Annotated in this window: 13 protein-coding genes; 6 read left to right on the forward strand and 7 right to left on the reverse strand. The window is 74.6% G+C overall.

Translation table 11 applies throughout. The features are described 5' to 3' along the window. Positions 1-15: 15 nt before the first annotated feature. The 4 genes from ACIQH8_RS08340 to ACIQH8_RS08355 are packed head-to-tail and all read right to left on the reverse strand — an operon-like array spanning position 16 to position 3881. On the reverse strand, positions 16-462 hold the full coding sequence (locus ACIQH8_RS08340) for a molybdenum cofactor biosynthesis protein MoaE (RefSeq protein WP_400997033.1): 447 nt from the start codon (positions 460-462) through the stop codon (positions 16-18). Further along, a complete protein-coding gene (gene moaCB, locus ACIQH8_RS08345) occupies positions 455-1543 on the reverse strand; it encodes a bifunctional molybdenum cofactor biosynthesis protein MoaC/MoaB (protein ID WP_400997036.1) in 1089 nt (362 codons plus the stop codon). The genes ACIQH8_RS08340 and moaCB overlap by 8 nt, the downstream gene beginning before the upstream one ends. Continuing rightward, on the reverse strand, positions 1540-2754 hold the full coding sequence (glp, locus tag ACIQH8_RS08350; RefSeq protein WP_400997039.1) for a gephyrin-like molybdotransferase Glp: 1215 nt from the start codon (positions 2752-2754) through the stop codon (positions 1540-1542). The genes moaCB and glp overlap by 4 nt, the downstream gene beginning before the upstream one ends. Next, positions 2754-3881, reverse strand: coding sequence for a ThiF family adenylyltransferase (locus ACIQH8_RS08355; RefSeq protein WP_400997042.1), 1128 nt, complete (start codon positions 3879-3881; stop codon positions 2754-2756). The genes glp and ACIQH8_RS08355 overlap by 1 nt, the downstream gene beginning before the upstream one ends. 199 nt (positions 3882-4080) lie before the next feature. On the opposite strand from ACIQH8_RS08355, the gene ACIQH8_RS08360 reads away from it, so the two are divergent. The 5 genes from ACIQH8_RS08360 (at position 4081) to ACIQH8_RS08380 (ending at position 7735) form a co-directional block, all read left to right on the forward strand. Continuing rightward, positions 4081-4728 (forward strand): GNAT family N-acetyltransferase, encoded by a 648-nt coding sequence (locus ACIQH8_RS08360; protein ID WP_400997045.1) that lies wholly within the window; start codon positions 4081-4083, stop codon positions 4726-4728. A gap of 103 nt (positions 4729-4831) precedes the next feature. After that, complete coding sequence (locus ACIQH8_RS08365; RefSeq protein ID WP_400997047.1) at positions 4832-5248, forward strand: molybdopterin-binding protein; 417 nt, start codon at positions 4832-4834, stop codon at positions 5246-5248. Next, positions 5245-6102 carry a molybdate ABC transporter substrate-binding protein gene (gene modA, locus ACIQH8_RS08370; RefSeq protein ID WP_400997049.1) on the forward strand — a complete coding sequence of 286 codons (858 nt, stop codon included), beginning with the start codon at positions 5245-5247 and terminating at the stop codon, positions 6100-6102. The genes ACIQH8_RS08365 and modA overlap by 4 nt, the downstream gene beginning before the upstream one ends. Positions 6103-6176: 74 nt before the next feature. Continuing rightward, positions 6177-6950 carry an ABC transporter permease gene (locus ACIQH8_RS08375; RefSeq protein ID WP_400997051.1) on the forward strand — a complete coding sequence of 258 codons (774 nt, stop codon included), beginning with the start codon at positions 6177-6179 and terminating at the stop codon, positions 6948-6950. A gap of 92 nt (positions 6951-7042) precedes the next feature. After that, a complete protein-coding gene (locus tag ACIQH8_RS08380; protein ID WP_400997053.1) occupies positions 7043-7735 on the forward strand; it encodes an ABC transporter ATP-binding protein in 693 nt (230 codons plus the stop codon). A 47-nt stretch (positions 7736-7782) separates the two neighbouring features. On the opposite strand, the gene ACIQH8_RS08385 is transcribed toward ACIQH8_RS08380, so the two are convergent. From ACIQH8_RS08385 to ACIQH8_RS08395, 3 genes are all read right to left on the reverse strand, one after another. Beyond that, entirely contained in the window at positions 7783-8265 is a 483-nt protein-coding gene (locus tag ACIQH8_RS08385) for a SixA phosphatase family protein (protein ID WP_400997055.1), read from the reverse strand. An 80-nt stretch (positions 8266-8345) separates the two neighbouring features. Beyond that, entirely contained in the window at positions 8346-9338 is a 993-nt protein-coding gene (locus ACIQH8_RS08390; protein WP_400997057.1) for an arginase family protein, read from the reverse strand. 41 nt (positions 9339-9379) lie between these two features. Next, positions 9380-12271, reverse strand: a complete 2892-nt coding sequence (locus ACIQH8_RS08395) for a cation-translocating P-type ATPase (protein ID WP_400997059.1) — start codon at positions 12269-12271, stop codon at positions 9380-9382. An 81-nt stretch (positions 12272-12352) separates the two neighbouring features. Here ACIQH8_RS08395 and ACIQH8_RS08400 point away from each other — a divergent pair, with 81 nt between their 5' ends. Beyond that, the gene (locus tag ACIQH8_RS08400) at positions 12353-12724 is read left to right on the forward strand and encodes a DUF4440 domain-containing protein (protein WP_400997061.1); all 372 of its coding nucleotides are present in this window, start codon (positions 12353-12355) and stop codon (positions 12722-12724) included. Positions 12725-12740: the final 16 nt, after the last annotated feature.

Consider the following 12740-nt stretch of genomic DNA (forward strand, 5'->3'; position numbering starts at 1 on the left):
AGCCCACGCGAGGCGTCAGAGGTTCACCCACTCGCTCGTGCCCTCGGCGAGGTGCTGCCGCTTCCAGATCGGGGTGCGCTCCTTGATGCGGTCGACGAGCAGCGCGCACGCGGCGAACGCTTCGGCACGGTGCGGGGCGGCGACGGATGCCACGAGGGCGACGTCGCCGATCGCAAGGGCGCCGACGCGGTGCGCGGCCGCGACGGCGAGTCCGGTCTCGCGCGCGACCTCGATGCATGTCTCGCGCAGGAATCGCTCCGCGTCGGGGTGGGCCGAGTAGTCGAGGGCCGACACGGCCTCACCGTGGTCGTGGTCGCGGATCACGCCCTCGAACGTCACGAGGGCGCCGTCGCGCCGTGAGAGCACGAAGGCCTCGACCGCAGCACGATCGATGGGCGCGTCGGTGACGAGGGCGAGGACCTCCGGATCGGAACCGGCGGCCGTGCGGCCCGGCTCAGGCATGCGGTGCTCCCCCGTGTTCCATCCGCTCCGACTCGCCCACGGGCTCGTCGCCGACGGCGCCGGCGATCGGGCGCCCCGTGTGGTCGCCGCCGGCGACCTGGTCGACGAGGTGCGGCAGCAGTTCGTCGAGCACCGCGAGCCCGTCGGCGACGCCACCTCGCGAACCGGGCAGGTTGACCACGACGGTCCGGCCCGCAACACCGGCGAGCGCCCGGCTGAGCGCCGCCGTCGGGGTCGCCGCCCGCCCGGCCGTGCGGATCGCCTCGGCGACGCCGGGCAGCTCGCGGTCGAGGACCGCGAGCGTGGCCTCCGGTGTGCGGTCGGTCGGGCTCACGCCCGTGCCCCCGGTGGTGAGGATCACGGCCGGCCGCTCGTCGACGGCGGCGCGAAGCGCCTCCGCGATGTCGGCATCGGCGACCACGCGTGGTGCGGTCGCCTCGAATCCGCGCGAGCCGAGCCATCCGGCGATCACCGGGCCGGTCGTGTCGTCGGCGGTGCCGGCGGCGGCGCGGGTCGAGGCGACGAGCACGATCGCACGGGACGCGCCCGCGGCATCCGTCGCCGACGTCGTGGTCTCGAGGCCCGGGGCGGCCGCGTCGGTCGTGGCCGCGCCATCCGCCCGCCAGACTCCGCGCTTGCCGCCCCGCTTCTCGACGAGGCGGATGCCTCCGAGGACGGCAGCGGGGTCGACGGCCTTGACCATGTCGTGCAGTGCCAGGCCCGCGACGGCGACGGCGGTGAGGGCCTCCATCTCGACGCCGGTGCGCCCCGTGGTCGACGCGGTCGCGCGGACCGTGACCGCGGCCCCGTCGAAGCCGAAGTCGATCGAGACGGCATCGAGCGGGACGATGTGCGCCAAGGGGATGAGTTCGCTCGTGCGCTTGGCCGCCGAGATCCCGGCGATGCGCGCGGTCGGCAGCACGTCGGCCTTCTTCAGCCCGTCGGACCGGACGAGCCCGACCACCTCGGCGGTCGTCTCGAGGCGCCCCTCGGCGATCGCGACGCGACGCGTCACGGGCTTGCCGCCGACGTCGACCATGCGCGCGCGGCCGTCGTCGTCGAGGTGCGTGAGCTCGCTCATAGGTACACGGTATCGACCTCGTCGCCGGCCGCCAGGGCGACGACGTCATCCGGGATCACGATCAGCAGCTCGGATGCCGCGAGCGCGGCGACCAGGTGCGACCCGGGGCCCCCGACGGGCAGCGCCCGTCCGTCGTCGGCCGGCCGGCCTCGGAGGAACTGCCGCTTGCCCGCAACGGACGCGACGCCCTCGGCCAGCGGCATCCGCTCGGTTCGCGCCGGCGGCAGACCGGCGATCGCGCGGAGCGACGGCGCGACGAACAGCGCGAACGAGAGCTGTGCGCTGACCGGGTTCCCGGGGAATCCGATGAGCGGGACGCCGCGGTAGACGCCCGTCGCCTGCGGGCCCCCGGGCTGCATCGCCACCGAACCGACCCATGCGCCGAGCGGCTCGATCAGCTCGCGCACGACCTCGTAGGCGCCCTTCGAGATGCCGCCGCTCGTGAGGATGAGTTCGGCGCCCGCGTCGACGGCGGCGTCGAGTTCGGCGCGGAGCGCCGCCACGTCGTCGCGGACGCGTCCGGTGTGCACGACGACCGCACCGCACGCGTCGACGCCGGCACGGAGCGCGACACCGTTCGCATCGGGAAGCTCGCCCGGCCCGAGGGGCGTGCCCGGTTCGACGAGTTCGCTGCCCGTGCTCACCACCGCGACGCGAACCCGCTCGCGCACGAGCAGTTCGGTGAGGCCCGAGGCCGCCGCCGCGGCCAGGTGGCGCGGGGCGAGGCGGACGCCGGCGGGCAGCACGTCGGCGCCGGGCGCGAGGTCGGACCCCGCCTCCCGCACGTACTCGCCGGCCGCCCGCGCGCGGAGGATCCGAACCGGACCCGAGCCGTCGACCGACCCCGAGCCGTCGACCGCTTCCGTGTCCTCGACCGGCACCACCGCGTCGGCGCCGGCGGGAACCGGCGCGCCCGTCATGATGCGCATCGCCGTGCCCGGCGCAAGCGACGCCGGTGTGCCCGGCGCCGCGGCGGACTCGCCGACGACGGGCACCTCCACCGGAGCGCCCGCGACATCCGCCGCCCGCACCGCCAGGCCGTCCATCTGCGCGTTCCGGAACGGCGGCAGGGCGATCGGCGACTCGACGGGCGAGGCCGTGATGCGGTCGAGCGCATCGGCCACCGCGACCCGCTCGGTCGGTCTGGCGCCCAGCGGGGCGAGCAGGGATCGCACGAACCGGGCGTGCTCGTCGAACGGGATCCTCGTCATCAGTACCTCGCCAGGTCGGGGTCGACGGCGACCGCCCACGCGTCGATGCCGCCGATGAGGTTGCGCACGTCGGCGAACCCGGCCGCCGCGAGGTGCTCGGCCGCCAGTCGCGACCGCACGCCGAGGTGGCAGTACACGACGACGGATGCCGCGGGGTCGAGCTCGCCCGTGCGTGCGCCGAGCTCGTGCAGGGGGATCAGCCTCGAACCCGCGATGCCGACGAGATCGGCCTCCCACGGTTCGCGCACGTCGAGCAGCAGCGGCGGACGCTGGGAGGCGAGCTCCGCCGCGAGCGCGACGGCGTCGACCTCGCCGACGACGGCGGGGCTCGCGTGATGGTCCGGGGCCGGGCGCCGCTCGACTGCCGGTGCGGTGGCCCTCCGCGGCTCGGCGCGGGCGGGCGCGTCCTCGGCCCGCGCGTAGACGATCTCGCGCGTGCGCCCGGTGAGCGCGTCGTACACCGCCGCGCGGCCGAGCATCGGGTCGCCGATGCCGGCGAGCAGCTTCAGGGCCTCGCCGGCCATGAGTCCGCCCGTCACGGTGCACACGGTGGGCAGGATGCCGTCGATCTCGCAGCTGAGACCCGCGTCGGCCGGCGGCTCGGGGAAGAGGTCGCGGTAGGACACGCCGCGCGCCTCCCACGAGACCCCGACCTGGCCGGAGAACCTGGCCGCCGAGCCCCAGACGAGCGGGATCCCGGCGCGCGCGGCCGCATCGTCGGCGACGTACCGGGTGAGCAGGTCGTCGGTGCCGTCGACGACGAGGTCGGCGTCGGCGAGCAGGTCGTCGGCGTTGCCCGCGTCGAACCGAGCACGGACCCCGCGCAGCGTCGCGTCGGGTGCGAGGAGCGCCGCGGCATCCGTCGCCGAATCGACCTTCGCCCGGCCGACGTCGGTGTCGCGGTGCAGCGTCTGACGGTGCAGGTTCGTGGGTTCGACCACGTCGTCGTCGACGATCGTGAGCCGCCCGACGCCCGCAGCGGCGAGCGCCGGGATCACGGCACTGCCGAGCCCGCCCGCGCCGAGCACGACCACGTGCGACCGGGCGAGTCGCGCCTGGCCGGCCGCGCCCATTCCGGGGAGCACGCGCTGTCGTGCGAATCGCGGCGAATCGGGATCGATGGGCATGGCTCGATTCTCGCAGCCGCGATAGGCCATGCGGACGCCCCAGGCAATCCCTGTCGTCTTCACAGGATCGCCGCCTACCGTCGAATGCAGACCGGGCCGGCGGGGTGCCGCGGTCCCTCCGTCGGTGAACGAGTACATCCGGCTCTTGCGCGGGGAGGAGCAAATGCGGGAGCGTGATGAGGGGGCCTCGATGAGCCGTATGACAGGAGCACCGCCCGGCGCCGGGCGAGACGGGTCGACGGACGTGCTGCGCCTCATCCGCGACCTCGTCCCGCAGCGGCCGCGGTTCCTGCGCGGACCTCGAATTCCCGACGGTGTGCGGTCGCCCGTGATCGTCACCGAACGCCTGCGCCTGCGCCCGCATCGGCTGTCCGACGCCGAGGCGTGGTACGAGTTGCAGTCCGACCCGGCCGTCGTCGAGCATCTCTCGTGGCCGCTGCGCACCCGAGCCGAGTCGTTCGTCCATCTCTTCCATCGCACGCACCACACCCGGTTGGAGCAGCGCGACGACTTCCTCGCCCTGGCCGTCGTGTTGGACGACCGCCTGATCGGCGACGCGTCGCTGCACCTGCGCACACTCGAGCCGGGAGCCCGCAGGCTCGAGGTCGGCTGGGTGATCGGCCCGCGCTGGCAGGGCCGGGGCTATGCCGCCGAGGCGGGCCTGGCGATGCTCGGATTGGCCTTCGAGGACCTGCAGGGGTCGCTGGCGGAGGCCCACATGACCATGGGCAACACGGCGTCGAAGGCGCTCGCGGAGCGGCTGGGCTTCGAGGAGGCGCGCAACGACGGCACCACTCGCATCATGGTGATCGACGCGGAACGGTACCGGGCGCTGCACGGCCGCTGAACCGGTCGCGGCGCGGCGCGACCGCCCTCGCCTCGACATCGCTGGCCACGAGCCGCATCCGCGGGTAATCTCGCGGTATGGCGACGCATTCACGGGTGAGATCATGAACTCGTTCCGCATCAGCGAGGCGGCCGCCCTGCTCGGCGTCAGCGACGACACGGTGAGGCGGTGGGCCGACGCCGGCCGCCTCCGGCTCGACCGCGGAGCGAACGGCATGCGCATGGTCGCCGGCACCGAACTCGTCCGGCTGCTCGGCGAGGACTCCGACGACGGCGCGCTCGCCCAGGCGTTCCCCCTGGCACGGGCGTCGACCCGCAACCGCTTCGTCGGCCTCGTCACCGCCGTCGAACGCGACGGCGTGATGGCCCAGGTCGAGTTGCGGGCAGGCCCGTTCCGCATCGTGTCGCTCATGAGCCGCGAGGCCGCGGACGAACTCGGGCTCGAGCCCGGCGTGCTCGCCGCCGCGAGCGCCAAGGCGACCGTCGTCTCCGTCGAGCTGCCGAGCGGCGGCGACGCGTGAGTCGAGCCGCGCACGGGCTCGCGCGTCGGATGCTCCGGCTCCGCATCGCACCGGCCGGGGACCTCGCACGCGTCGCGGTCGCCCTCGCAGGAGTCGGCCTGCTCGCGGGCTGCGCGACCGGCCCGGGCGACACCGCGGGAGGTGGCGACCGCGTGGCAGCGCCATCCGCCGACGCGATCGAGACGGGCACGATCACGGTGTTCGCCGCCGCGTCGCTCACCGACGCGTTCGAGGAACTCGCCGACCGATTCGAGGCACGACATCCAGACGTCGACATCGTGCTCAACCTCGGCGGCAGTGCCGCACTCGCCGAGCAGGTCGTCGCGGGCGCCCCGGCCGACGTGTTCGCCGCCGCCGCCGAGGCACCCATGGCGACCGTCGTCGACGCCGGCCTCGCCCGCGACGCGACGGTCTTCGCGACGAACACCCTCGAGCTCGTCGTACCCGCCGGCAACTCGGGCGCGATCACCGGACTCGGCGATCTCGCGCGCCCCGAGCTCCGGATCGCACTGTGCGACCCGAGCGTGCCCTGCGGTGCCGCCGCTGCGAGGCTGCTCGACGAGGAGGGGATCGACGCTGCTCCCGACACGCTCGAACCCGACGTGAAGGCCGTCCTCACGAAGGTCGTGATCGACGAGGTCGACGCGGGGCTCGTCTACCGGACCGACGTGCGATCGGCCGGCGACGCGATCGAGGGCATCGAGGTGCCCGCCGCGGCATCCGTCGTGAACCGCTACCCGATCGCCGCACTCGCGGACTCGCCGCGTCCGAACGCGGCCGCCGCGTTCGCGGCGTTCGTCACGGGTCCGGAGGGGCGCGACGTGCTCGACGAGTTCGGGTTCGGCGCGCCGTGACCGCGCGACCGGCGTCACCGAGCGCGCCATCCCGGCGAGGAACTCGGCGTCCGCACGGCGGACTCGCATGGCCGGTGGCCGTGCTCGCCGGCCTCGGACTCGCGGTGCTCGTGCTCCCGCTCGTCGCGCTCGTCGTCCGCGCGCCGTGGGGCGAGCTCGGCGACCTGCTGACCCGGCGGTCCGTGCACGAGGCGCTGGTGCTCTCCCTCGGCACCGCGATCGTCGCGACGGGTGCGTGCCTCGTGCTCGGCGTGCCGCTCGCCGCGCTCCTCGCGCGAGCGGCTGAATGGCCGACGCCCGCCCGGCGTCTGCTCCGGGCGGCCGTGACCGTGCCGCTCGTGTTGCCGCCCGTCGTCGGCGGGATCGCGCTGCTGCTCCTCCTCGGCCGGCGCGGGCTGCTCGGCGGGCTGCTCGAGGACCTGTTCGGCGTCACCGTGCCGTTCACCACCGGTGCCGTCGTCATCGCGCAGGTGTTCGTCGCGCTGCCGTTCCTCGTCTTCGCGGTCGAGGGCGCGTTGCGCTCGACCGACCGCCGCACCGAACTCGCGGCCGCGACCCTCGGCGCATCGCGCTGGCAGGTGTTCCGACACGTCACGCTCCCGCTCGTCGCGCCCGGCGTCGCGGCCGGCGCCGTGCTCTGCTTCACGCGCGCGCTCGGCGAGTTCGGCGCGACCATCACCTTCGCCGGCTCGCTTCCGGGCGTCACGCGGACCCTGCCGATCGCGAGCTACCTCGCGATGCAGACCGACCCCGACGAGGCGATCGCGCTCGCGCTGCTGCTGCTCGCGGTGTCGGTGGGCGTGCTGATGCTCCTGCGTGATCGGTGGCTGCCGGGGGTGCGCGGATGACTCCTGGCCCGGCGTCCTCGCAGGGGCCCGTGCCGCCGCCGGATCCCCGACGGTTCGGCCCCACGCCCGAACGGCCCGCGCTGCATGCCGACGTGACGGTCACGCGCGGCACGCATCGGGTCGACGCGACCCTCGACGCGGTGCCGGGACATCCGCTCGCCGTCATCGGGCCGAACGGCGCCGGCAAGTCGACGCTGCTCGCCGCGATCGCCGGGCTCGCACCGATCGACTCGGGTTCCGTGCGCATCGGCGACCGCGACGTCGACCGACTCCCGCCCGAGCGGCGTCGCGTCGGCGTGCTGTTCCAGGACTACGTGCTCTTCCCGCACCTCACGGTCCGCGACAACGTCGCGTTCGCCGCACGCATGCGCGGGTCGCGGCACGCGGCCCGCGCGGCCGCCGAACCCTGGCTCGAGCGCTACGGCCTCGCACCGCTCGCCGACCGGCTGCCCGCCGAGCTCTCGGGAGGGCAGGCGCAGCGCGTCGCGCTCGCCCGGGCGCTCGCCGCCGAGCCCGAGGTGCTCCTGCTCGACGAACCGATGTCGGCGCTCGACGTCGAGCTCCGGCACGAGACGCGCGCCGAGCTCGCCCGCCACGTGCGCGAGTTCGGCGGCGCGACCGTCGTGGTCACCCACAGCAGGGCGGATGCCGCGACACTCGCCGACCACGTACTCGTGCTCGAGGACGGTCGGGTGACGCAGCGGGGCACGCTCGACGAGCTCGCGGCGGCGCCCGCGACGGCGTACGTGCGGCGGATGCTCGCGACCCCCGCCGACGTGGACTGAGCCAGCGGCCCGCGGTCCGGCGCAGCCCGCGCCGCTGGCACCGCCGCTCAGCGCGGCGTGTCGAGATGGACCTCGACGGCGTCCGCCTCGGCGACCTCCGCCCAGGACCAGACCGCGAACCGGAACTCGGCGACGCCGCACGTCGGCAGGTGCTCGATCTCGCCCGACAGCCGATACGCGAGGTCGGACAGGCCGGGATCGTGCGCGACGATCATGACGGTGCCGGTCTCGTCGGCGAGTTCGGCGACGACGTCGAGGATCGTGTCGGGTCCGGCGCCGTAGAGCCGCTCGTCGAGCCGGAGGGCATCCGCGGGCAGGTCGAGTTCGGCCGCCATGGCCTCGGCCGTCGTCCGGGCCCGGACGGCCGTACTGGCCCGGACGACGTCGGGCAGGACTCCGCGCTCGCGAAGCCGTCTCGCCATCTCCGGGGCGTCGCGCCGGCCGCGGTCGTTCAGCGGTCGGTCGTGGTCGGCGAGCGTCGGATCGCCCCACGCGGACTTCGCGTGGCGCACGAGCACGAGGGTCTTCATGGGGCGAGTCTGCCACCGCGAACGGGTCGCGGCGAGGGGCGCACGGGGCCCGGCGGACCGCGAGCGGCGAGCGGCGAGCGCTACCGAGGGTCCGCCACCGGCTCCACGGGGCCGGGCAGGAGTCGCGTCGCCACGCCCGCGGCGAACTCGAGCACGCAGAGCGCGGCGAGGCGCACGGTCCGCCCGTCGGCGGCGTCGGCGGTCGCGTCGATCTCGACGAGGTCGGCACTGCGAACGCGGGGGTCGGATGCCGCGGCGCGGACCAGCGCGCGGAGCTCCCATGCGGCGAGGCCCCCGGGCACCGACGCGGGACACGCGGGCACGACGGAGCGGTCGCAGGCGTCGACGTCGACGTCGAGGTGGACCGGTCCGCCGGCGGCGCCGGCGATCTCGAGCGCCTCGGCCATCGCGAGGTGCGGGAGCCGGTGGTGCAGCTCGTTCCGGTGGATGACGGTGATGCCGAGATCGGCCGCGCGACGTGCGTACGCGGCCGAGTTCGCGAAGTCCTGGATGCCGATCTGCACGATGCGACTCGGGTCGAGCCCGGCCTCGATGAGGCGGCGAACCGGCGAGCCGTTGGAGACGCCGTCGCGCAGGTCGTAGTGCGCGTCGATCGTCACGAGGCCGGCCGTCGCGAGGTCCGAGCCCCAGGCGCCGAGCGCCGTCGCGAACGTGACGGAGTTGTCGCCCCCGAGCGCGACGAGCGCCTCGGACCGGGCCAGCACGTCGCGGACGCGCGCTCGCGTGCGCGCCTCGCCGGCCTCGCCGTCGGGCTCCTCGAGGTCGCCGGCGTCGACGAGCGTCAGCTCGCCGAGATCCATCCCGTCGGCGAGCGGCGAGTTCAGCGGGTCGCGGGAGCGATCCGGCACGAGCGCCGGGCTGCAGCGGCGCAGGGCGGAGCGGATCGCGGCGGGCGTGGCGTGCGCCGCGGTGGGCGAGAGCGACGTGCGCCACGCGGGAACGCCGATGATCGCGAGGGCGGCGCGCGCGCCATCCGTCATCGCATCGAAGGCCGGCCAGTCGCCGGCTCGCGGCCAGAGCGGATCGTGCGACAGTGCGGGTGCCTCGGTCATGCTGCCGACGATAGCGACGACGGATGCCGCGGGCCCACGCTTCAGCGTCGGCGCGTGTCTGCGATCCCGGACGTCCGGGCTCCGGCGGCGACGACGCCCGTGGCGACGGCCGCCCCCGCCGCACGACGGCGCGCGACGGCGCGGATGCCGAGCTTGCGCAGCTCCTCGACCCACAGCACCGACGACGCCATCGCGACGCACACCGCCCAGTGCGCGGCATCGAGCGGCGCCGTGCCGAACGCGACCTGCAGGGGAGCCCACGACACGACCGCGACCTGCAGCACCACGGCGAGCGCGACCGCACCCCACAGCCAGCGATTGGCGAACAGCGACCGGAACGCGCTCGAACTCGCCGACCTCGCGTTGAACGCCGTGAACAGGCCGGCGAACACGAGCGTCGTGAACCCGGCCGTGCGCGCGGTCTCGAACGTGTCGGTGCCGCCGGGGATCAGCCCGCCGGGCAGGAAGGCGTCCATGGTGAGCAGGGTCGCGACCGCGATCACGACGCCCGTCGTCGCGATGCCGATCCACATGCCGAGGTCGATCGCGCGGTCGTGCAGGCCGCGCGGCGGCCGCGCCATCACGTCGTCGACCTCGGGGTCGACGCCCATCGCGAGTGCGGGCCCCGAATCGGTGACGAGGTTGATCCAGAGGATCTGGGTCGCGAGCAGCGGCAGCACGACGGCCTCGTCTGAGGCGCCGGCGAAGCCGAGCGCGCCGGCGAACACGACGCCGAGGAACACCGTGAGCACCTCGCCCATGTTCGAGTAGAGCAGGTACCGCAGGAACTTCCGGATGTTGTCGAAGATCACCCGGCCCTCGCGGACCGCGTGCACGATCGTCGCGAAGTCGTCGTCGGCGAGCACCATGTCCGCCGCCTCCTTCGTGACCTCGGTGCCGGTGATGCCCATCGCGATGCCGATGTCGGCCGACTTCAGGGCCGGCGCGTCGTTCACGCCGTCGCCCGTCATCGCGACGATGAGCCCCTCGGCCTGCAGCGCGTCGACGATGCGGAGCTTGTGCTCGGGCGCGACGCGCGCGAAGACCGACACGGTCCGCACCGCGTCGCGCAGCTGCCGCTCGTCCATGCCGTCGAGGCGCGCGCCCGGGAGCGCGATGCCGTCCTCGTCGATGATCCCGAGGTCGCGCGCGATCCGTGCAGCGGTCGCCGGGTGGTCGCCGGTGATCATGACGACGCGGATGCCGGCGGCGCGCGCCTCCGCGATCGCGGGTCGCACCTCGGGGCGCGGCGGGTCGATGATGCCCACGACGCCCGCGTAGACGAGGTCCTCCTCGGCGATCTCGTCGGGCCCCGCGGCATCCGCCCGCCCCTGCTCGCCCGCCAGTTCGGGCGCCGCGCGATAGGCGACCGCGAGCGTCCGGAAGGCCTCGTCCGAGAGCGTCTCGATCTCCGCGAGCGCGCGGGCGCGCCGCACCGGGTCGAGCGGCACGGTCTCGTCGCCGACCTGCAGTCGCGTGCAGTGCTCGAGCAGCACGTCGGGCGCGCCCTTGCTCAGCACCACCACGTCGCCGCCCTCGTGCCGGTGGGCGGTCGACATCATCTTGCGCTCCGAACTGAACGGCACCTCGCCCACTCGCCCGTACCGGGAGGCCTCCTCGGTCGTCCCCTCGATCTTCCGCGCCGCGACGAGGAACGCCGCCTCGGTCGGGTCGCCCTCGATCTCCCACACCCCGTCGTGCTCGGCGAGCTGGGCGTCGTTGACGAGCGATCCCGCGGCGAGCACGAGCTGCGCCTCGGTGCGGAGCGGACCGTCCGTGAGCTCGCGTCCCTTCGAGCTCGCGGCGCCCACCGGCGCGTAGCCGACGCCGCCGAGGTCGACGACGCCCGAGGCCGTCACGACGCGCTGGATCGTCATCTGGTTCGTCGTCAGCGTGCCCGTCTTGTCGGTGCAGATGACGGATGCCGACCCGAGCGTCTCCACGCTCGAGAGCTGCTTCACGACGGCGTTGCGGCGCGCCATCCGCTGCACGCCGAGTGCGAGCACCAGCGACATGATCGCGGGCAGGCCCTCGGGCACCGCGGCCACTGCGAGCGAGACGCCGAGGAGCAGGACGGTCACGAACCCGGCGGGTGTGTCGACGCCCTGCACGATCGTCACCGTCAGCATCACGACGATCGCGATCGCGACGACGATGCGCCCGAGCATGCGGCCCAGGTGCGCGACCTCGACCTGCAACGGCGTAGGCTCCTCGACCGTCTCGTCGAGCATGGTCGCGATCGCGCCCATCTCGGTCGCCATGCCGGTCCCGGTCACGATCGCGCGCCCGGTGCCGCGGCTGACCGCGGTGCCGGCGAACACCATGTCGCGCCGGTCGCCGAGCGGGACGCGCTGATCGAGCGTCGCCGGGTCCTTCTCGACCGGTTCGCTCTCGCCGGTGAGGGATGCCTCGGCGACGCGCAGCGCGTTCGCCCTGACGAGCCGCGCGTCGGCACCGACCCGGTCGCCCTCGGCGAGCGCGAGCACGTCGCCGGGCACGAGCGCGTCGCTCGCGACGGTGCGGAGCTCGCCGCCGCGCAGCACCGTCGAGTGGGCGCGCGTCATCACGGCGAGCGCCGCGACCGCCTGCTCGGCACGCGACTCCTGCACGAGCCCGAGGACGGCGTTCAGCACGATGATCGCGAGGATCACGAGCGCGTCGATGGGCCAGCCGTGTGCCCCCTCGACGATCCAGGCGACCACCGAGACGACCACCGCGGCGAGGAGGAGCAGGATGAGCGGGTCCGCCAGCTGGGCGATGACGCGTCGCCAGAGCGGGGTCCGCCGTGCGGGCCGGAGCTCGTTCGGCCCGTGGGTGCGGAGCCGCTCGTCGGCCTCGGCCGCGTCGAGCCCGACCTCGGGGTCGACGCCGAGCCGCCCGGCGACCTCGACCGGATCCTCGCGGGCCGGATCGAAGTCGCGGGGGGTCGCCATGGGTCCATCGTGCGCACGCGCCCGGGCGGGGCGCAACGGTCGAACGGCCCCTCGACCGGTCGACGGCGTAGGCTCGCGGACATGGAAGACGAGTCCATCGCCGTGCTCGTGACCGGGGCGGAACGCCGACTGCTCGAGCCCGAGACCCGACGCGACCCGACCGCCCTCGAAGACCTGCTCGACGAGTCGTTCCGCGAGATCGGCCGCAGCGGCCGCCTGTGGACGCGGGACGAGCTCATCGACGTGATGACCGGGCCGGACGCGGTCGACCTGCAGACGGCCGTCGTCACGGGCGAGCACGTCGAGCTCGTGGCATCCGACCTCGCCCTGCTGACCTACACGCTCGACGCCGACGGCATGCGCAGCCGGCGCAGCTCGCTGTGGCGCATCACCGGCGACCGGCCGCGCATGCTGTTCCACCAGGGAACGCCGCTCGGCCCGCGCGTCGGCTGACGCCGACGCCCTCAGG

It is taken from the genome of Agromyces sp. GXQ0307 (assembly GCF_044769845.1).
Lineage (GTDB): Bacteria > Actinomycetota > Actinomycetes > Actinomycetales > Microbacteriaceae > Agromyces.

What these genes read in the sequence shown, in the direction of transcription:
- ACIQH8_RS08340 (WP_400997033.1), bottom strand. Translation starts at nt 462, where the DNA reads ATGCCTGAGCCGGGCCGCACGGCCGCCGGTTCCGATCCGGAGGTCCTC.
- moaCB (WP_400997036.1), bottom strand. Translation starts at nt 1,543, where the DNA reads ATGAGCGAGCTCACGCACCTCGACGACGACGGCCGCGCGCGCATGGTC.
- glp (WP_400997039.1), bottom strand. Translation starts at nt 2,754, where the DNA reads ATGACGAGGATCCCGTTCGACGAGCACGCCCGGTTCGTGCGATCCCTG.
- ACIQH8_RS08355 (WP_400997042.1), bottom strand. Translation starts at nt 3,881, where the DNA reads ATGCCCATCGATCCCGATTCGCCGCGATTCGCACGACAGCGCGTGCTC.
- ACIQH8_RS08360 (WP_400997045.1), top strand. Translation starts at nt 4,081, where the DNA reads ATGACAGGAGCACCGCCCGGCGCCGGGCGAGACGGGTCGACGGACGTG.
- ACIQH8_RS08365 (WP_400997047.1), top strand. Translation starts at nt 4,832, where the DNA reads ATGAACTCGTTCCGCATCAGCGAGGCGGCCGCCCTGCTCGGCGTCAGC.
- ACIQH8_RS08385 (WP_400997055.1), bottom strand. Translation starts at nt 8,265, where the DNA reads ATGAAGACCCTCGTGCTCGTGCGCCACGCGAAGTCCGCGTGGGGCGAT.
- ACIQH8_RS08390 (WP_400997057.1), bottom strand. Translation starts at nt 9,338, where the DNA reads ATGACCGAGGCACCCGCACTGTCGCACGATCCGCTCTGGCCGCGAGCC.
- ACIQH8_RS08395 (WP_400997059.1), bottom strand. Translation starts at nt 12,271, where the DNA reads ATGGCGACCCCCCGCGACTTCGATCCGGCCCGCGAGGATCCGGTCGAG.
- ACIQH8_RS08400 (WP_400997061.1), top strand. Translation starts at nt 12,353, where the DNA reads ATGGAAGACGAGTCCATCGCCGTGCTCGTGACCGGGGCGGAACGCCGA.